This is a genomic window from Leptolyngbya sp. GB1-A1, assembly GCF_039962475.1.
Lineage (GTDB): Bacteria > Cyanobacteriota > Cyanobacteriia > Elainellales > Elainellaceae > Leptolyngbya_A.
In genome coordinates this window covers 335,341-354,858 of the sequence record NZ_JAMPLI010000001.1, presented here as the reverse complement: position 1 = coordinate 354,858, position 19,518 = coordinate 335,341, and the positions used below count along the sequence as shown (strand labels likewise).

Here is a 19,518-nt window from a genome sequence, read left to right as displayed (position 1 = left end):
AGCAGCAAACGATATAAGGACTGCAAGAAATCCTCTCCCCGATGGGGGATGCTAGCTTCAGTAAATAAGCTGCTACCTATGACTTGAGGAGGAGCCGAGTGTTCCGCGATTCCAGAAAAAAACTTAGAATCGCTGAAAATCAAAATAGCCAGTAAATCGCCCAAATTGCCATTGCCCGCAGATAGTGGCTCGCCCTGAAGGTTCCTGCTGCTGTAATCGCCTCCGGCGTGCGAAATTGTAGTCCGTTCTCGTAAACCTGCCGCACCACTGCCTCCGTAATTGCCATCGCTTCCGATCGCATTCCCATTTGCAGCATAAAAGCTGCCAGCCCAAAATTAATCCCCGTCCAGACTTCGAGCGGATGCGTATCATTAGGATTCACCGGAGACCCATCAGCCAGCACTCCATTTGCCGCCCCGATTGCCACAAATGCCTCTCTTGATTCCCCTGATTTTTCACGGCTCGCCGCGACATATTGATTAAAGTTGACAAAACAAGCTTCATACACCGACTTTAACGCCGATCGCACACAGTCCTCTGGCACAACATCTGGCAAACTCAGCAACCGCGCGTAAAACTGCCCGCAAAGCTGATCCGCCATCACCACTGCTGAACCGCTGCCGCTATCTAGACGGTAATACTGTCCGTTCCACAGCTTTTCCTGATAAACCGATCGCGCTTGCCCCAACCAGCCCTGATAAATCTCGCTTTGTTGTTTTCGCCCGTCTACCGCTCCATCTGCTTTGTCTAGAACTTGCCCGATCGCGATCGCTGCCTCTAACGCCGCAATCCACAGTCCGCCACAGTACGCGCTGACTCCCTGCAATCGCCAGTCATCAAAGGTCTGATCGGGTGCGCCGGAGTTTTCGGGAATGCCGTCATTGTCCAGGTCAAAGGTTTTCAGGTAGTCCAGCGTGGCGACGATCGCCCCCCAGCTTTCCCGCAAAAACGCTATATCCTGGCTGCCCGTAAACACAAAATCGCGATACACTTGCAGCACAAAATCGGAGCCGAGGTCTTTCCACAGGTTGCAGTCTTGATAGCTGGTGTAGTTGGTCTTCTCCCAGACGTGCTCATTTGGCGCACCCAGATCATGCGGCGTTGCGTTCGCCGTTTTGCGCTGGGCGATCGGGCTTTCCATTTTCTGAGTGAAGTAATAGCCAATCACGCGGGGCGTATCGTCTGCGGTCGGAATCGCTCGGGCAAAGGCCCGCATCACCGCTTTATCCAGTTCGGGAAACAGCAGCAGCAGCGCAAACGAGCCATAGAGCCGCACGTCCAAGCTTTCATACCAGCGATAGTCCAGGCATTCCAGAACGGCAAATTGCCCGATCGGATCTCGATCGCTTGCCGCACTCCACAAAGTTCCGCCGCTGGTCAGGTCGTACAGCTCGTTAAATAACGCCATCTTGAACCACTGCGGCAAATCCGAGCGATCGAGGATCGGCTGCTGCCACTGCTGAATCTGCTCGCGCCACTGCGGATATTGAGCAAGGGCCGTTTGAGCGATCGACCCGGCATTGTCTCCACTCCGCCCGAAGAAATCGGTATAGCGACGAAAATAAGAAGTTCCCTCAGCAAACTCCGTCACCGGAAAATCCCACGCCAGCACAAAGGGAATCTGCTTCACCTCACCGGGAACCAGCGTGATTCGCACTGCGATGGCTGCGCCAATTTGTTCGCCTGTCCCTGCCGGAGTTTCGTCGTGAGTATTGGGCAATGATCCATCTCGACTGAAGGACTGCCACAGATCCGCGCCATCCCCGATCGGATTCCATCGGCTGTGATAAAACACTTCGCCTGCGTTGGCATCAGTGACGATCGCCCATTGCCCATCGCCTTCTGCTGGATCACCTGTGCAAACCCGACCCATCACACAGCCAATCCCGCCCCCATCCGCCTGAACCTGATTAAAGTTTCCGACACTTTCCCCGATGCGCGGCTGATACTCATACACCGGACTGCCATCATCTCGCACTTTGGCTTGGGGCGACTTTAGCGCGTTCGTAAACCAGCCCGTCATATTTTGCCAGGACAGCATCACGCTCAACGTTAAGGGACGATCGCCCGAATTTCGCACCGTCCACAAAAACACCGCCACCGGATAGCTGCTTTCTCGATAATTTTCTGCCCAGATCGGGGAAAACTGCTCACACACTATCTCCGCTCGAAACCTGTTGCGGTAAGTAAACCAGCTTCGCGGATACAGCGCAGCATAGTCTCCCTTGTCCTGTTCTTCTGCCATTTCCCCGTACCATTGCCATGCCCCTAATGTTCCATCTGTAGGGGCTTCAGTACAGAGCGCGTATGCTTGGGTTTGATTACCCTCCTGCTCAAACACACTAAATTGGCAGGCAGGCATCGACCCAAACCAGTGTTCGCCGCCGTCGATATGCCACAAATTAAAATCGCCGCGGGACGATCGCCCAATACAGCCGGCCCCAAAGCCACCCAGCGGCATTCCGTGCCAGGGACCATCATCGATATTGCTGGCATAGCGAACGGTGTAAGGATGATCCCAACCAGAACCGATCGATCGCGTCCAGGCAGAATCAGGAATTTGGAAGAAAGAGTCGGAATTGATCATCAGACGATTTTACCGAACACCTGCCCCCAATCTTCACTCTTCCCATACCCCGGTTCGTTGGTCGGGATATGTGGCAATCCTCCGATATATCTGATACAATTCCTGGGTAATCAAGGCTTTAGGATCAGGTTATTTCTTAATCTCTCTTTCCTGACTCGCATCCCGTATGGAATCTCTCTCGTCGCATCGGTTTTCCCGCAGCCTCCAAGCGATCGAACCGTCCTTTTATTACTTTGCCTACGGTTCCTGTATGTGTCCGGTAGACCTGAAGCGATCGCTCGGCGAGAAAATGCACCCTTACGTCGTCGGTCATGCAACGCTTAGCGGTTATCGACTGGGGTTTTTCCAACGATCGCAGCTTCGCAACTGCGGTGTATTGGATATTGTGAAAGACGGGCGATCGCAGGTGGAAGGCGTGCTGTATCGGCTCCCCCAGCGGCTGAGCGATCGGCTCGATGAGCGAGAAAAAGGCTATCGTCACGAAACGATCGAAGTGGTGAGCCAGGGACACCGCTATGCTCACGTTCGCACCTATACCGTGATTGAAAAGCTCACCGAAGAACACGCACCCAACGACTGGTATTTTAATGTCGTGCTGCGCGGCGCGGTTACTTGCGGCTTGCCAGAGCAATACTGCTGGAAGCTGTTTAGCCACATGCACCAACTCCAGCAAACTGAAGCCAGCCAAGCCTGCACCAGTTTGCGATCGGCATAGTTTGCCCCCTTTACCAAAAAGCGTCCTCTGGCGATCAACGGTGTTCTACAGGGGCGCAATTGGGCTGCCAGTTCTGTTGCTTCAAGGGAATATTTGAAGGCCTAATTGTTTTCCGAATTGCCTTCAGTCGTGCTGAAACGATGTCTTATTCTGGTTCTGAAGTCCTCCGTAATTCGAGGATTAAGGAGGCAATAGAGCAGCTCGAATCCTTCTGAAATCCTACTCAGAATCTCAAATATTTCTCAAATTTCTGCGATCGATTACCGCATTTCCGCTGTAAACCTTTCCTTGGGGAAACAGCTCACTAATAAGTTGTAAACATCTGTTATATCTATTCGTTACTAACTAGAGCGAGTAGCGACTGCGCTTTGCATCAAGGGCAGGGTCTTTGTAATGCCTTGGGCTGCCTAAAAAATGGCTATTGTTCGCTCGATTCACTCCATTTCACCCTGCTCTAATCTTTTTTTTACTAAACGGTGCAGGTAATTTTACGGAACCTTGATCATCACTCAACCAATAAAAGATCCTGGAAAGCTCGGAAATTCACAATCGCTTTAATTCATCTGTTCAAGATGCAATCCGTCCGGGAAGTATGGATTTATCGCACCCCCCATCGATCCCTCTCGATTCGATGGCTTAAACCTGCCTACCAAAGGAAGGGTTGTTATGAAGAACCCTGAGCATAAACCGCAATACTCGATCGATCCAGCCGTCCATTTGGAATCAGAGCAACATCGGATGCAAGCCTTATTAGAACTAGGACTTTTAGAAGCAGAAACAATGCCCATCTTTGATGAGGCAACTCAAACGGCAGCTCATTTTTTAGAAATGCCAATTTGTACCTTTGGTTTGCTTGATCGCGATCGAGTCTGGCTAAAGGCAGCAGTTGGTTTATCGCGAATTGGCTTGATGAACCAGCTTGCGGCTTCTCGTCAGCTTCCACGCACCGAAGGTTTATTTCTCCAGGTAATTGAGAGTCAGCGTCCTTTAACGGTTCCTGATACGGCGGCAGACGATCGATTTTCCAGCAGCGTTCTTTTCCAGCAGTATGGCATTCGCGCTTATCTGGGCGTTCCGGTTGTTGATTCTCGTGGTCGCTGTTTGGGCGTGCTGGCAGTAATGGATCTGGCTCTACGCCAGTTTACCAGTCGCGATATTCAGTTTCTAGAACTCATGGCACGCTGGAGCATCAGCGAATTTGAGCGAAACTGGCTGCTCAATCAGCAACCCCATCCCGGTTCTAGCGAAATCAAAGAGACCGCTCTACTGCTTCCCTCTGCTGCCAGCGAGCCAGCTTCGTCCAGTCCATCTGAGAACCCGACTCTGGTGAAAGCAGATTTGATCAGCCAGATGACGCAGGAGCTCTCGACACCGCTCACCTCGATCCTGGGCATGGCGCGGGTGCTGAGTCAGGGAATTTACGGCGCACTGACCGATAAACAGCAGGAGTACATTGACATTATCCATAACAGCGGACAATATCTGCTATCGCTGGTTAATGAAATCGTAGAACTGGGCGTGTTGAACGATCGCAGCACCACACTGACGCTTTCACCGGTCGATGTAGAAATGCTGTGTCAGCTCACCATCAGCAGCCTCAACCAGGCAGCCCACCGTCGGGAACAGCGCATTCAGCTCACGGTAGAGCCGGGTCTTCGCTTCTGGATGCTTGACAAAGACAAAGTTCGGCAAATTCTTTACCATCTTGTCTTTAATGTGATTCAGTCTTCTAGTTCTGACAGCGTGATTCGGATTCACGGTTCGCGCCGCCAGAACGCCCTTCATCTCATGATCTGGACTTCCCATCCCTGGTTAGGAGACGGCTTGCCGATTACTGACCTCGCTCCCCTGTCTTATCCTGGCTCAAGCTCCAATTCCTTTTCCTCGGAGCCGTGGAAACAGCAGTCAAACTCAGACTTAAGCTCTGGCAAGCTTTTTGCCAATCATGCTGGCAGGCAATCCTCGCTCGGGCTGCTGGATTCTGAGCCGCACAGCAATCTTTCCAACCAGTCTCGATCGCGTGAAGGTCTGAGTCTGATGCTCAGTCATCAGCTTGTCGAGATGCACCAGGGCTGCATTACGATGCAGGGATCGCCCGAAGAAGGCTTCCGCTATGTGATTCAGCTCCCGCAGCTCCAAGAAAGCACGGCTAAAAGCTAGAGCATCGGTAGGGCATCGTTATAAGGGGTGAAGCAGTTGCGGTCGTGTTTTTTACACCAGGAGATTTGTGCCCGGAGAACAGCTTGGTCAAAAGTCCTGTCGCAGCCGCCTCGCCCTTACAGCTTTTCTGGAGCAGAGGATGAAGCAACTGACGCTGCCCTTATCTCCTCATCTCTCCATTCCCTCATCCTTTCTACGGCACATTCAGATCCGTCACGGCCCCCAGACTGCTGGTAGAAACCAGCTTGGCATACTTCGCTAAAACGCCCCGTTGATAGCGAGGTGCGGGTGGGGTCCACTGAGCGCGGCGGTCTGCCAGGTCTTCATTAGAGACGTGCAGGTGCAGCAGGCGTTGGTCGGCATCGATCGTAATCTGATCCCCTTCCTGAACCAAGGCGATCGTCCCTCCCACATAAGCTTCTGGGGCAACGTGACCCACGACCATGCCGTAGGTACCGCCAGAAAAGCGACCGTCAGTAATCAGTCCGACTGCATCGCCTAAGCCAGCGCCAATGATTGCAGACGTGGGAGCCAGCATTTCGCGCATGCCGGGACCGCCTTTTGGACCTTCGTATCGAATCACCAGTACGTCTCCGGGCTGAATCTTGCCTGCCAGGATTGCGTCTAGACACGATTCTTCGGATTCAAATACCCGTGCAGGTCCGGTAATTTTGCGGTTTTTGATGCCCGTCAGCTTGGCGACTGATCCTTCCGTCGCAAGATTGCCTTTGAGAATGCCTAAGTGTCCCTGCGGATACATCGGACGATCCCAGGGGCGAATCACATCCTGGTCGGGGCGCGGGTTATCGGGAATGTCTTTGAGCAGTTCGGCGATCGTCTCTCCGGTGATCGTGATGCAGTCGCCGTGCAGCAAGCCCTGGTTCAGCAGCATTTTCATCACCTGGGGAATGCCGCCTGCCCGGTGCAGATCCGTGGCAACATAGCGACCGGAGGGCTTCAGGTCACACAGGACGGGAACCCGTTGCCGGATGGTTTCAAAGTCATCAATCGCCAAAGGCACTCCAGCAGAATGGGCGATCGCCAGAAAGTGCAGCACCGCATTCGTCGAGCCACCCACCGCCATAATGACCGAGATGGCATTCTCGATCGACTTGCGCGTAATGATGTCTCGCGGACGACGGTTTGCTCGGATCGCCTCGACCAGTGCCTTGCCTGCCAGCAGTGTGTTGTCTGCTTTTTCGGGATCTTCCGCTGCCATCGTCGAGGAATACATCAGGCTCATGCCCATTGCCTCAAATGCCGAAGACATCGTGTTTGCCGTGTACATCCCGCCGCAGGAACCCGCCCCCGGGCAGGCGTTGCGCTCGACTGACATCAGCCGCACTTCGTCAATTCTGCCTGCGCTGTACTGTCCCACGGCTTCAAACGAACTCACCACGGTCAGGTCTTCGCCTTCGAGATGTCCGGGTTTGATCGTGCCGCCATAAACGAAAACTGCCGGAATGTTCATTCGCGCCATTGCAATCATCGCGCCCGGCATATTCTTGTCGCAGCCGCCGATCGCCAGTACACCGTCCATACTCTGGGCATTGCAGGCTGTTTCGATCGAGTCAGCAATCACATCCCGCGACACGAGCGAATACTTCATGCCCTCGGTTCCCATCGAGATGCCATCGCTAACAGTGATTGTGCCGAAAATCTGCGGCATTCCTCCTCCAGCCCGGATTCCTTCCTGGGCGCGTTCGGCAAGCGGCGCGATTCCCATATTGCAGGGCGTGATCGTGCTGTAGGCACTAGCGACTCCCACGATCGGTTTCGTGAAGTCTTCGTCGTTAAACCCGACTGCCCGCAACATGGCTCGGTTAGGCGATCGCTGCACGCCTTGGGTAATGATTTGACTGCGTAAATTGTCAGGCATTCGCTTTTCCTTCGCTGTTCGATATTTTGAATCTAGGTTTGAGTTCGGCGCTCCGTTTTGAGTCGGTTGCTTCGCAGTTCGCCGAAGGGGTCATCGGTCAGGTCTGTTTCTGATTTTCTCAGATTCTCATGCGCTCAGAGCTTGTTTCCCGGAACACGCATTGCTAAAAACGAGTCCTGTGCAGGCACGCTAAATCTTCCGTACATCCATTTCTCCTGAAGCGTGAATCAGTATGGTTCTAATTTGCGCTGACTTTCTTCTGGAGAGAAGGTACAAATCGATCGACTTCTGCTAGGACAGTTCAAGTTTTTTGACGCTGTTCTAGTCAAAATTGAACCCATTGTACCAGGGCACTTCAGAGCGCACAGGCTTTTCGTCTGCTCCAGATCCTCCTTAGAAAAAGCGAGAATTTGCAGCGTTTCAGGGCAAGCTAAAGTTCATTCAGCTTCATTACCGCCCCCATCATGCTGCCTTATGCAAACCGAAGAACTGCTAGACCGCTACGCTGCAGGAGAGCGAGACTTCCGAGAACTTGTGCTGGCAGGATGTGATTTAAGCGATCGTGATTTACGCGGCATTAACCTGCGCGGAGCAGATCTGAGCCAGGCAATTTTGAAAGGGGCAGACCTTAGCTCAGCTAATCTGCGCGAAGCCAAGCTGATCGAAGCCAATTTGAGCCATGCAACGCTTTTAGAAGTCAATCTGATCGGGGCAGATCTGACACAGGCAAATTTGTTAGAAACCGATTTGAGTCGAGCCGGACTGCGGAGCGCGAAGCTGATTGGGGCAAACTTCGATCGCAGCAATTCACCCGAAGCTAACTTTGGGGAGGCAAACCTGAGCCGGGCAAACTTTGTCGAGGCAAATCTCAGTCACACCAGTTTTCACCGGGCAAAGCTGCTGGCAACCAACCTGACCCGCGCCATTTTGGAAGGCGTCAACCTGTCGAACGCCAATCTCACCGGTGCCATTTTGGAAGGGGCGACTTTAACGAATGCAATGGTGCATGGAGCCAGTCTGGAAGAAGCCGATTTGCGGGAAGCCGACCTGAGCCGCGCCCGCATTATCAATGCCAATTTAATCAACGCTAACCTGGGACGGGCCAACGCCAGAGGCATCAATCTAAGCTGGACTTCGCTGCGTGGAGCAAATTTGCGGCGGGCAAATCTGTATCGGGCAAACCTGTGTTGGGCAAACCTGAGCGAAGCGGATTTGAGTGAAGCTGTTTTAGTCAGCGCGAATATCAATCAGGCGAATCTTCAGAATGCAGATTTGACAGGTACGCTAATGCCAAGCGGGACAACTCACGGATAATTGCTCTCCTGCATAAATGGCTGCGATATCGTGAAGAAGTTCCTCCCCTGCAAGCAATCCGTCATTATGATCTCGATCGATCGCCCTTCTGCCCTACCCGAACAGTTTGCCAGCGATAACTATTCCGGCATTTGTCCTGAAGCCCTGGATTATATGCTGCAAGCCAATCAGGGAGCTGCGCCTGCCTACGGCAACGATATCTGGACAGAGCGAGCAACGGATCATTTTAGGGAGTTGTTTGAGACGGATTGCGAAGTCTTTTTCGTATTTAACGGCACGGCAGCCAATTCCCTGTCGCTGGCGGCTCTTTGTCAGTCTTATCACAGCGTTATTTGTCATGAAGTCGCCCACATTGAAACCGATGAATGCGGCGCGCCGGAGTTTGCGTCCAATGGGTCAAAGCTGCTCCTGGGCAAGGGCGCAAACGGTAAGTTAACCCCAGAATCGATCGCCAGTATTGCCGCTCGCCGCGATGATCTTCACTATCCAAAGCCGAAAGTGGTGAGCATTACCCAGGCGACTGAGTTAGGGACGGTATATTCGATCGCCGAACTGCAAGCCATTAAACAGGTTGCTCAGCAGCACCATTTGCGGGTGCACATGGACGGCGCAAGGTTCGCCAATGCGGTCGCTGCCCTGAACAAAACTCCGGCAGAGCTAAGTTGGAAGGCGGGAGTGGATGTACTGTGCTTTTGCGGTACAAAAAACGGCATGGCGATCGGCGAAGCGATTCTCTTTTTTGACAAAGCTTTGGCAGAAGACTTTGCGTTTCGCTGCAAACAGGCAGGCCAGCTTGCCTCCAAGATGCGCTTTATTGCTGCTCCCTGGCTGGGTCTGCTAGAAACGGGCGCGTGGCTGCGAAATGCCCAACACGCCAATCGCTGCGCGGAATACCTGGAAAAACAGCTTTTACAGCTTGAAGCAGTTGAAATACTTTGTCCGCGTCAGGTGAACGGCGTATTTGTGGAGCTGCCGCAGCCTGTAATTGAAACACTGCAAGCGAAAAACTGGCAGTTTTATACTTTTATTGGCTCTGGCGGTGTTCGCTTTATGTGTTCTTGGGCGACGACGTTTGAGCGAATTGATCAGTTGGTGAGCGACATTAAAGCAGCAATTGCAAGTTCTCTCGGAACTTATTCCCTGCGATAGAGCAAAATTGAGCGAGGATTGTGCGGCTATTAAAATACGGCTAATCAGTACGGTAAGCCTTACCCTTTCTGCCGGATGCTGCGATAGAAAGGCAAAAAATCGATCGCTAAAATAAAAATATCTCAGCAAGATACTTAATGCGCTTGGAGGATACAGGAATGCAAGGTCTTTACGACACAGATAAGCGAAAACTGCTATCAATTTTGGCTCACGGCTCCATTTTCTTCAGCGGTTTGCTGGTATCTGTGATTGTTCCTGCTGCCATTTTGTTTGCTGTAGAAGATCCAGTCGTGAAGCAAAATGCGAAAGAAGCTTTGAACTTTCACTTCAACGTCTGGCTATACGGCATTCTTCTGATTCCGCTTTCGTTTATTACATTTGGCTTAGCGGGTGGAATTTGGTTCCTGGTTCACTGGGGTTTGACGATCTGGGCAATCAGCCAATGCCTTAGCAATCCCAATCAGGGAGTTCACTATCCGTTTATCTTTAGACTTCTGTAGTCTTTGTCGCGATCGTTGATTGGCTTGAATTGGATGAATGGGTGGAGTCTCAGCAGGAAAAATCTTTGCTGAGGCTTTGCATTTTGTTCGGCGAATTCTTTTAGAGAATTGATCTACTTGGAGAGAGATTTTCTTCTAATCAGGTTGCGTTAAGATGCCTGGCTTGCAATCAGTTCAATTGCTTCTTTCCGCAAACGCATTCCATCGGGTTTCTCCATAAAGGACGATCGGCTTTCCAGCCTTTTTTAAGATGTTTAATTCATCGAATTCTTGTCAGAATTAAAGAGTAGTTTAAGGAGCTGAAGCATGTACGACTGGTATCGCAACACGATTCGTAATCCGAAATATCGCTGGTGGATTATTGCCGGAACGCTGGCTTATCTCTTCATGCCGTTTGACTTTTTGCCTGATTTTATTCCGATTATCGGACAGCTTGATGATGCGGTGCTGGTCACGCTGCTGTTTGCCGAAGTGTCTCAGCTCGTTCTCGATCGCGTCAAAAACAAAGGTGAGGTTGCATCCCAAACGAGTTCCAGCACGAGTTCATCGGCTGATCCCGTAGATGTTAACTCTATCCCGATCGAGTAGGGCATGGTTTTATCAGTGATGGTATTGCTGACGGTCTATCTGTGACGGGGCAGACGCATAAATCGATCGAGATGCCAAAGGATTCGAGATTTCTGGGTTTTTGATCTACGATCGCTAGAGTTAATCGATCGAGTAACCGCTTCATGAGAGGGACTGCCCCCGTCATTGCCTCCGATCAGAAGGTGAACCAGCAGATTTCTACGCTGCATCGCTTTTTGCAGTACCTTCGCCCTTATCGCAAAGAAATTCCGATTGCGCTGCTGCTGGTTGCGACTGGGGCAGCTTCGCTATCTTTGGGACCGTTTTTGATTGGTTGGTCGATCGATCACCTGATCACACAGGGAAATTTGTCCGGGCTGCTGCTGCTGCTAGCGGGGTTGGCAGGGATTTATCTGCTGGGCGTGATCGCAATTCGCGGGCAAATTATTCGCGTCGGCTGGATCATGCAGCGATTGCTGGCGCAGCTCCGGCAAGATATTTTCAACAAAATTCAAGCCCTGCCGATTAGCTTCTTCGATCGCAGTGAAGCCGGGGATTTAATGAGCCGCCTGCTGAATGACGTAAACACGGTGAATCAGGCGTTTGGCCAAACGATCGCCCAAATGCTGGGCAATTCATTCAGCCTGGTTGGCATTGTGATTGCGATGTTTGCGATCGACTGGCGGCTGGGATTGCTGAGCAATCTAGTTGTGCCGCTGATGATTATGACAACGGGGCTGTTTGCGCGTTGGGCAAGAGCCAGATTTCGCGTTACCCGTCAGACGATCGGCGAACTTTCGACCAAGCTAGAGGAAGACATAACCAGCGTTCGCGAAGCGCAGGCATTTAACCGGGTGCAGCTCAACATCGAGGAGTTTGAAAGCCTGAATGCGGCAAATCGTGATGCGAATGTGGAAGCAGTGGCAATTACGGCAGCGTTTCTCCCGTCGATCGATTTTCTCAATACGCTGGCAACCGCGGGTGTATTGGCCTATGGCGGTTATCTGGCAGTGCAGGGAACGGTCACGGTGGGAACGGTGACTTCATTTTTGCTGTATGTGCAGCAGTTTTTTCGCCCAATTCAGATTCTCAGTCAGTTTTATACGCAGGCGCAGTCGGCTCTGGCAGGGCTGGAGCGAATTTTTCTGCTGCTGGATGAACCGTCTCAGCTCAGGGATGCACCGGATGCGATCGAGATGCCGCCCATTCGAGGAGAAGTCCGATTTGAGCAGGTGCAGTTTGGCTACAAGCCCGATCAGCTGGTGTTGAAAGGCGTTAATTTGCAGGCAGAACCGGGACAAATGATCGCGCTCGTGGGGCAAACCGGAGCCGGAAAAAGTACAATTATCAACCTGATTCTGCGGTTCTATGACGTAACGGGCGGCGCGGTCAAGATCGACGGGATCGACATTCGCTCTGTGACCCAAGCCAGCCTGCGTCGTCAGATTGGGATTGTGCTGCAAGATAACATCCTGTTTGGCGGCACCGTGGCAGACAATATTGCGTTTGGCAATCCCTTTGCGTCTCAGGCAGAAATTGAGGCGGCAGCCCAGCTTGCCAACGTGCATGAATTTATCACCTCGCTGCCCGAAGGCTACATGACGCAACTGGGCGAACGTGGCGCACCCCTGAGTCAGGGTCAGCGACAGTTGGTGAGCATTGCCCGTGCTGTGCTGATCGATCCGCGCATTTTGATTCTGGATGAGGCAACCAGCAGTATTGATACCCGAACCGAGGCACTGGTGCAGGAGGCGATCGCCCGATTGCTCAAAAACCGCACTAGCTTTGTGATTGCCCATCGCCTGAGTACCGTTACCCAAGCTGATCAGGTGCTGGTCGTGCAGCAGGGACAGATCGTTGAGCGCGGAACCCATGCCGAACTAATGCAGCAGCACGGCATCTATGCCAATTTGTATGCGCTACAGCTTGGAGCCGCTACGGTCAGCGCGTAAGCTTAGCAGTACATCAGCTGATTGGCAATCGCTAACGCCCATCCTCGACTGGAAAGCCGCCAGCTACTTGGATTAAGCCGTCTGGTTCAATCTGTGTTTCTGGCTCATCCGGCAAGGTAAAATTCTGGGCAGAATGCCGCGCAAGCCGCTGAAGCCCAACCCAACCGAGCAGTGTGGTTCCGGCAGCCCAAAACCAGCTCTGCTGACTCACCCCCTGATCGATCGCCCAACCTCCCACGATCGGTCCCACAAAATAGCCGATCGACCAGCACTGATAGCTGATGGCCAGATAAATGCCCCGCAGCGCAACAGGCGCAAATTCTGCCACGATCGCCGGAGCAAAAGGTTTATAAATGATGCTTGCGATCGACAAAACCGCAAGAGCCGCAATCATTCCGCCCAGAGGAAGCGACGCTGCTCCTGTTAGCCAAACCAGCAGAAAGCCAGCCCCCCACAGCCCCATCGAAAGCATCAGGGCACGAACTTTGCTCCAGCCGCGCAACCCCTGCACGAGCGGGAGTTGCAAAACTGCTCCCAGCCCGATATAACAGCCGGTAAAAAGCTGTGCCACATCACTCACGGTTTGTTCTGGGGAAACGGCATTGGCAGCACTCAGGCGAGTCAAATAAAGCGGCAGTGTACTGCTTACCAGCGCAATGTAGGTCGTAAACAAAATATTCACCAGGACAAACAGCAGCAGCGATCGATCGCGCAGGGCAATTCCAAACCCGCTCAGCGGATCGGCTCCCGGCTGAAATTCCTGAGTTTCGCGCATCGCAAATTGAGTCAGGATGAGAAAGAACACGATCGGCACTGCACTGAGTCCAAATAGCCATTGCATTTGTTGAGCGATCATCCCGCCGCCCCAAACGCCTAATCCGCCCCCCACGCTATCTGCCAGAACCAGCAGTGCGAATGCAGCCTGTCGCTGTTCGGGCAGGGTGACATCCACCACAGTCGCATCTGCCGCCGTCCAGTAACACCCCGCACTCAAACCCAGCAGCAAATTCGCAACCATCAGCATCACAAAGGTGGGCAGGACTGCCAGCATCAGGGCTGAGACGATCGCCAACATTGCTGCAAACAGCAGGGCACGCTTTCGCCCATAGGCAGGAGCATCCGCCAGATACCCGCCCAGCAAATGCCCGACCACGCCTGCAAGCGAGCCGACTCCAAGCGCAACCCCAACCGTGGTAGCAGACAGCCCCTTTTGACTCACAAACAGCAGCGGCGTGTAAAACTGAATCGCCGTATAGCCCACCTGATACAGCAATCGCCCGATCGCCTGTACCCAAATTGGACGGGCTGCCGCATGGCGCAGAAAGGCGATCGAGTTTGGGGTTTGTGCTGCCATATTGGTGCTGCCATCCAAGTTGGTTTCGCAGGTCTGCTTAACAGAAGTTTACTTTGTTAATTCTATCGAGAAGGCAAGGCGGCTGGCGGCAAGTTCCTGGAACCTTAAACGATGTTTTTCTAAAAGCATTTAGCAAGGCAAAAGTGTACTTAGACAGACGGATTAAGCATGTATTGGGTAAAGTTTAGAGCGTTTAGGCTGATAGTCAGTTTTGTAAGCAGACGCTTGCTGGGATGCAACTTAGAAACATAAAAAATTAGAAACATAAAAAATGGGAGAAACCGAATTTCTTCCGTTCTCCCATTGATGAATCGATCGTTGAGTTTTAAACAAAATAGAAGCTGAAGTTGAATCTACGGTCTACGGCATGGGGTGGAACAGTAGATCGGGGAAGTAGGAATTAATAATGATGAAGGTGGAGAGCGCAACGGAGACGGAGACAACAGCTAAAACAGGAGCAAGCGACAGATATTCAATGAAATAGTTTGGTTGATTGTCTGCTCTTTTACCAGAACGTTGCATAGCGAGTTTTCCCAGACACAGTAATTGTGATAAGACTACTCTCCTGGTCGATCGCATTCTTCTATCTAAAGGCGGACAGGCTTATTCCTAAAAATGAGCCGATCGATGGATTTTAACCCCGCTTTGAATCTGCTACTGCTTGCTTTGAATCTGCTGCTGCCTGCACAAACGCCTGAAAAATGCGCTGATGAGCAGGATCTTCGGGAGACAGTTCGGGATGCCACTGCACCCCAATTTGCCAGGGTTGGTCGATTCGCTCGATCGCTTCCACCAGTCCATCGGATGCGGATGCCGCCGATCGCCAACCGGGAGGAACCTGCCGCACTGCCTGATGATGCCATGACATAACGGTGACTTCCGAATTGGCCATCATTTGAGCGATCTGGCTATCAGGGACAAGCATGACTGGATGATGAATCGGGCGACGAGGATGATCTAGCCTGTGGGCGATCGACTCTCCATAAACATCAGGTACATGGGGAATCAGAGCTGCCCCGCTTGCCACGCTCAAAATCTGCATTCCTCGACAAATACCCAGCGTGGGTAAATTTCGCTTCAGCACAGCACGGGCTAACGCCAGCTCAAACTCATCTCGCTCTTGATCCATCAGATACAGCGTCGGATGATTTTCGCCACCATACATCGACGGATTGATATCGCCGCCACCAGCAAAAATCAAGCCATCGATCGAATCTAGAATGCGATCGACCTGCGCTTCGGTAATCGGCTGAGGTGGCAGAATCAACGGCGTTCCACCTGCAAGCAATACGGCATCTAGATAAGCTCCGGGAAGGGAAACTTCTCCAGCTTCGTTGCGGCTATAGGCAGTGATTCCAATCAGAGGGACAGACATATTACTTGACAGTTTAGAAGAACGTTTTTGAAGTTGCGTGAGCGACAGCGTTACATCACAAATTCTTCCTCTAGCAAATTCTTCCTCTAGAAGGTAGTAGCCCGATCGCATCATCAGGCATGATAGCCGAAATCAAAAGATCTGGACTGCACGAACGGCGATCGCGCATTTTAAGCAGGCTCACGCTTATGCCCTGTTTTGCGATCGAATCTTTAACCGGATATCGAGCCCGACCCATAACGCAATCAAACTCAATTAAATTAAACCCAATCAATTAAACCCAATCAATTCAATACATAACCCTGATAGAGGAGATCACGATGGATTGGCAAACGGTGATGCACTGGAGCTACGTTGCGGTGATGGCGATCGGTGCGCTGTATTTCTGGATACTGAGCCGCAATCCCAAGGGTGTGCCGCAGTACGAATATCTGGTTGCTATCTTCATCCCGATCTGGTCAGGGTTGGCGTATATGGCAATGGCGATCGGGCAGGGCAAGCTCGAAGTGGCAGGACAAATTACCCACTATGCCCGCTATCTCGACTGGATTGTGACTACGCCTTTGCTGTTGCTCTCCCTGTCCTGGACGGCAATGCACGATTTGAAAAAGAAAGACTGGACGCTGATTGGCTTTTTGATGAGTACGCAAGTAATCGTGATTGCGACCGGGCTAATTGCAGATTTGTCAGAGCGCGATTGGGTCAGATACCTCTGGTATATCTGCGGGGTGGTCGCGTTTCTGGTTGTGCTGTGGGGCATCTGGAATCCGCTGCGGGCAAAAACTCAGCTCCAGACCAGAGAACTTGCCAGGCACTATGACAAGCTTGTCGCTTACTTTACCGTGCTGTGGATCAGCTATCCGACCGTCTGGATCTTAGGTCCGTCCGGCTGGGGAGTATTTAATCAAACGATCGATACGTTTCTCTTTTGCTTGCTGCCCATCTTCTCGAAAGTCGGATTTAGTGTTCTGGATCTAAACGGTCTCCGCCGACTGAAAACCTATGATGCTGAAGGGATAGAAACGCCACGCGAATCCGTCCGAGATGCCTTTCGCCTTTCTTTTTTCAATTTCGGCAGGAAGCCTCAACGATCGAGTCCACGCAGACGATCGCCCTATCTCTTTTAAGAAACGTAAGAAACGGGAATTGTTCAGTTGTTCATTTAGCTTGGCAGGCAAGATGTCCACCTCACAAGCGGCCAACCGATTGGAATTTTAGGCTATTCGGGGGTGACGTAAGCCGAGGTAATGCCACCATCCACCAGGAAGGTTGTGCCGTTAACATAGGCAGCGTCATCGCTTGCTAGAAACAGAGCCGCCTGCGCGATATCGGTTGCCTGCGCGAGTCTACCAGGGGGGATGTGAACCATGCGCCGCTGCTTCCGTGCTGGATCAGATAAGAGTTCTTCCAGGAGCGGTGTCTGGACAGGACCGGGGCAGAGAGCATTGGCGCGAATCTTCTGACGGGCAAACTCGATCGCGATTTCGCGGGTCATTGCCAGAACGCCGCCCTTGCTGGCTGTATAGGCGATTTGAGGCGTTGCCGCACCCATCACTGCCACAAACGAAGCCATATTGATAATTGAGCCGCCGCCCGATCGCAGCAGTGCTGGAACGCCATATTTGCAGCCGAGAAACACGCCTTTCAAGTTAATATTCATTGTCAAATCCCAGATATCTTCTTCGGTATCCAGAACTGAGTTATCGGCTGCGTGAAAAATTCCAGCATTGTTAAACAAGACGTTGAGCTGACCGTATGTATTTTCAGCCGCTTCGATCATCGCTTTGGCATCGGCAGATTGAGACACATCGGCTTTTACAAAAATCGCTTCCCCGTTATTCGATCGAATCTTCTCTACCGTCTCCTGTCCAGCCGTTTCATTAACATCTGAAACAACGACTTTTGCACCTTCTTTGGCAAAGAGTAAAGCAGATTCGCGACCAATGCCGCTGGCTGCCCCGGTAATTAGAGCGACTTTATTTTCTAGACGCATTTTCGGTTCCTGAATAATTAACTGATTAACTTAACTGATTAACTTAACTGATTAACTTACGCTAGCCCGTTGCCCAACTTGTGAACTGGTAGCCCAGAATGCTATTCCGCAATAAACACGCTCTTAAATTCGCTGTAGTGATCCAGCACGTTTAAGCCCAGTTCTCGACCCAATCCGCTGCGCTTGACACCGCCAAAGGGAGCTTCCAGGTGAACGCTGTGCCCCGTATTGATCGACAGCACCCCCGTTTCGATTGCCTTTGCCACCCGCAACGCCCGACTGATATCCCGCGTCCAGATCGAGCCGGACAAACCATAGAAACTATCATTGGCGATCGCGATCGCTTCTTCTGCGGTATCAAATGGAATGATGCAGACCACCGGACCAAAGATTTCCTCTTGAGCAATTCGCATTTTCGGATGCACATCAGTAAAAATCGCAGGCTCTAGATATGCGCCGTTTGCCAGGAAATCCGCTGTCGGAGCGTTGCCGCCACAAACCAGCGTTGCACCCTCGGATTGACCGATTTGGATATATTCCGCCACTCGATCGCGATGCGCCGCAGAGACAAGACAGCTTAACTCGGTGGAATCGTCCAGCGGTAAACCGATCTTCAGCGATTTAAACTGCTGCGTTAATTGTTCGATGAACGAATCGTAGATTGATCGCTGGACGAGAATTCGTGATCGAGCACAGCAATCCTGACCCGCATTGCCCAACACACTCCATACGGATTTGGGAACGGCTTTTTCTAAATCAGCATCTTCAAAAATCAGATTGGCAGATTTGCCGCCCAGCTCCAGCGTGACGCGCTTAATGTCGTCGGCTGCCAGCTTCATGACGTGCATTCCGATCTCGGTCGATCCGGTAAAAGACACCTTGCGGACTAACGGATGCCGCACGATCGCATCGCCCACCGTTGCCCCCGCTCCTGGAATCACGTTAAACACCCCGGCAGGAATTCCCGCTTGCAGTGCCAGTTCTCCTAGTTGCAGAGCAGTCAGCGGCGTTTGAGAAGCAGGTTTCAGCACGATCGTATTGCCCATTGCCAGCGCAGGCGCAACCTTCCAGGCAGTAATGACGATCGGAAAATTCCAGGGCGCAATCAAACCACAAACGCCGATCGGTTCGCGAAACGTGAGATGGGTTCCCGCTGCCGCGACGGGAATCGTTTGTCCACCAATTTTGTTAATCGCTCCCGCATAGTATTCAAAACAATCTGCTGCCAGGTTCACTTCATCCCGTGCATCGCGAATTGGTTTACCCACATTGCGGCTTTCCAACTGCGCTAGCGATTCCCCGTTCTCGCGAATTAGGTTTGCCAGCCTGAGCAGCATTTGAGTTCGATCGCGACTATTCACCCTGCGCCACTCCGACCGAGCGCGATCAGCTGCCCGCACTGCCGTATCTACATCTTCCACATCTGCCGAGGCGATCGTTGCCCACACTGCTCCGGTTGCCGGATCAGTCAGAGGGGTAGTTTTTCCCGCAGCAGCTGGACGACGATCGCCGTTAATCAATAGCTCTGTTAATACCATTTGCCTTCCCTACTTCCCCAACACATCCGGCTACCCCTTGCTCCATGTTGTGCAAATGACAATCCATCCCTTGTGCAAATGACAATTCATCACGACTTCAGGCATCGCTGTCCACATTCAGCCAGAAACCTGAGGGCAGTGCTTGATACAACTGCTCTATCCAAAACAACTGCTCTACCCAAAACAAAGGTGAAATCCCTGTACTTTGCCTTCAGCCGATTGGCTACAGCGATACCGCTCAACCTGGGCGAAATCAGACACACTCAGAAGTGAATACCTTAATCAATAAAGGTTTTCCTTAACAGCCTGACAATTTGGCGACTCGAATATAGCCACCTTCAAATAATTTATCGATCTAATCTATAGGTAAACCTTTACGCCAAAGGGTTACTATGACTACTTTTTTACCCAATTTATTCGATTTATCCGATTTAT

At 51.8% G+C, this 19,518-nt stretch carries 15 protein-coding genes; 8 read left to right on the top strand and 7 right to left on the bottom strand.

The features are described from left to right. Nucleotides 1-139: 139 nt before the first annotated feature. Nucleotides 140-2,587, bottom strand: coding sequence for a GH116 family glycosyl hydrolase (locus tag NDI45_RS01485; RefSeq protein ID WP_348245850.1), 2,448 nt, complete (start codon nt 2,585-2,587; stop codon nt 140-142). 166 nt (nt 2,588-2,753) lie between these two features. On the opposite strand from NDI45_RS01485, the gene NDI45_RS01480 reads away from it, so the two are divergent. Further along, nucleotides 2,754-3,302, top strand: coding sequence for a gamma-glutamylcyclotransferase (locus NDI45_RS01480; RefSeq protein ID WP_190793277.1), 549 nt, complete (start codon nt 2,754-2,756; stop codon nt 3,300-3,302). A gap of 666 nt (nt 3,303-3,968) precedes the next feature. Beyond that, nucleotides 3,969-5,462, top strand: a complete 1,494-nt coding sequence (locus NDI45_RS01475; RefSeq protein ID WP_348245847.1) for a GAF domain-containing sensor histidine kinase — start codon at nt 3,969-3,971, stop codon at nt 5,460-5,462. Nucleotides 5,463-5,655: 193 nt separating this feature from the next. Here the strand turns inward: NDI45_RS01475 and ilvD are convergent, their stop codons facing one another. Next, a complete protein-coding gene (ilvD, locus tag NDI45_RS01470) occupies nt 5,656-7,341 on the bottom strand; it encodes a dihydroxy-acid dehydratase (protein WP_348245845.1) in 1,686 nt (561 codons plus the stop codon). Nucleotides 7,342-7,815: 474 nt separating this feature from the next. Here ilvD and NDI45_RS01465 point away from each other — a divergent pair, with 474 nt between their 5' ends. From NDI45_RS01465 to NDI45_RS01445, 5 genes are all read left to right on the top strand, one after another. Beyond that, complete coding sequence (locus tag NDI45_RS01465; RefSeq protein ID WP_190793274.1) at nt 7,816-8,655, top strand: pentapeptide repeat-containing protein; 840 nt, start codon at nt 7,816-7,818, stop codon at nt 8,653-8,655. 66 nt (nt 8,656-8,721) lie between these two features. Continuing rightward, nucleotides 8,722-9,804, top strand: coding sequence for a low specificity L-threonine aldolase (locus NDI45_RS01460; protein WP_348245987.1), 1,083 nt, complete (start codon nt 8,722-8,724; stop codon nt 9,802-9,804). A gap of 158 nt (nt 9,805-9,962) precedes the next feature. Then, the gene (locus NDI45_RS01455; RefSeq protein WP_348245843.1) at nt 9,963-10,304 is read left to right on the top strand and encodes a DUF4870 domain-containing protein; all 342 of its coding nucleotides are present in this window, start codon (nt 9,963-9,965) and stop codon (nt 10,302-10,304) included. A gap of 306 nt (nt 10,305-10,610) precedes the next feature. Then, nucleotides 10,611-10,892 (top strand): YkvA family protein, encoded by a 282-nt coding sequence (locus NDI45_RS01450; RefSeq protein WP_190793272.1) that lies wholly within the window; start codon nt 10,611-10,613, stop codon nt 10,890-10,892. 143 nt (nt 10,893-11,035) lie between these two features. Next, nucleotides 11,036-12,823: an ABC transporter ATP-binding protein gene (locus NDI45_RS01445; protein ID WP_348245841.1), complete on the top strand. Its 1,788-nt coding sequence runs from the start codon at nt 11,036-11,038 to the stop codon at nt 12,821-12,823. Nucleotides 12,824-12,854: 31 nt separating this feature from the next. On the opposite strand, the gene NDI45_RS01440 is transcribed toward NDI45_RS01445, so the two are convergent. The 3 genes from NDI45_RS01440 to NDI45_RS01430 form a co-directional block, all read right to left on the bottom strand. Then, the gene (locus tag NDI45_RS01440) at nt 12,855-14,177 is read right to left on the bottom strand and encodes an MFS transporter (protein WP_348245839.1); all 1,323 of its coding nucleotides are present in this window, start codon (nt 14,175-14,177) and stop codon (nt 12,855-12,857) included. Between the two features lie 360 nt (nt 14,178-14,537). Then, the gene (locus NDI45_RS01435; protein ID WP_190793269.1) at nt 14,538-14,699 is read right to left on the bottom strand and encodes a PsaJ protein; all 162 of its coding nucleotides are present in this window, start codon (nt 14,697-14,699) and stop codon (nt 14,538-14,540) included. A 112-nt stretch (nt 14,700-14,811) separates the two neighbouring features. Further along, on the bottom strand, nt 14,812-15,552 hold the full coding sequence (locus NDI45_RS01430; protein WP_190793292.1) for a gamma-glutamyl-gamma-aminobutyrate hydrolase family protein: 741 nt from the start codon (nt 15,550-15,552) through the stop codon (nt 14,812-14,814). A 320-nt stretch (nt 15,553-15,872) separates the two neighbouring features. Here NDI45_RS01430 and NDI45_RS01425 point away from each other — a divergent pair, with 320 nt between their 5' ends. Then, entirely contained in the window at nt 15,873-16,679 is an 807-nt protein-coding gene (locus NDI45_RS01425) for a bacteriorhodopsin (RefSeq protein ID WP_190793268.1), read from the top strand. Between the two features lie 92 nt (nt 16,680-16,771). Here the strand turns inward: NDI45_RS01425 and NDI45_RS01420 are convergent, their stop codons facing one another. Together NDI45_RS01420 and NDI45_RS01415 are read right to left on the bottom strand one after the other, a co-directional pair. Continuing rightward, a complete protein-coding gene (locus NDI45_RS01420; protein ID WP_190793267.1) occupies nt 16,772-17,545 on the bottom strand; it encodes a glucose 1-dehydrogenase in 774 nt (257 codons plus the stop codon). Nucleotides 17,546-17,646: 101 nt separating this feature from the next. Then, nucleotides 17,647-19,083 carry an aldehyde dehydrogenase family protein gene (locus NDI45_RS01415; protein WP_348245837.1) on the bottom strand — a complete coding sequence of 479 codons (1,437 nt, stop codon included), beginning with the start codon at nt 19,081-19,083 and terminating at the stop codon, nt 17,647-17,649. Nucleotides 19,084-19,518: the final 435 nt, after the last annotated feature.